Source organism: Bradyrhizobium sp. MI1.3 (genome assembly GCF_055811695.1).
Window position 1 is genome coordinate 1 of sequence record NZ_JBVVPQ010000288.1, and the last position, 332, is coordinate 332.

The following is a 332-nucleotide window of genomic DNA, read 5'->3' on the forward strand; positions in this document are numbered from 1 at the left end:
CGACAAAAACTGTTCGATCGGTGGCGCCGCAGTTGGATGGCTTGCTGGGGCGGCGGCGGTGAGACTGGCCAACTTCTCCTGCATGGCTCGGATATCGCGCAGTAAGGCGACCGGATCCAGGCGGGCATATATTTCATTGACGCTGGCGCGAACGGCATCAGGTGTTCTTGCTTCGGCAACCAGCCGCTGATGTGGGGTCGCGGGGGCGCTATACGTTTTGTGGACACGCGCTCCGTCGCGCTCCTTTCGTATCAATTGAACGACGGCTGGAAAAAGTTCACGAACAAGCGGGCCGAACGGTAAAGCTGAGCCAGCAAAGCAGCCGCTTCGAG

The 332-nt window shown here is 59.6% G+C and carries 1 pseudogene; it reads right to left on the reverse strand.

The annotated features are described in order from the left end of the window. Positions 1–332, reverse strand: a pseudogene (locus tag AC0L3A_RS41055) (ISNCY family transposase); the annotation flags it as partial.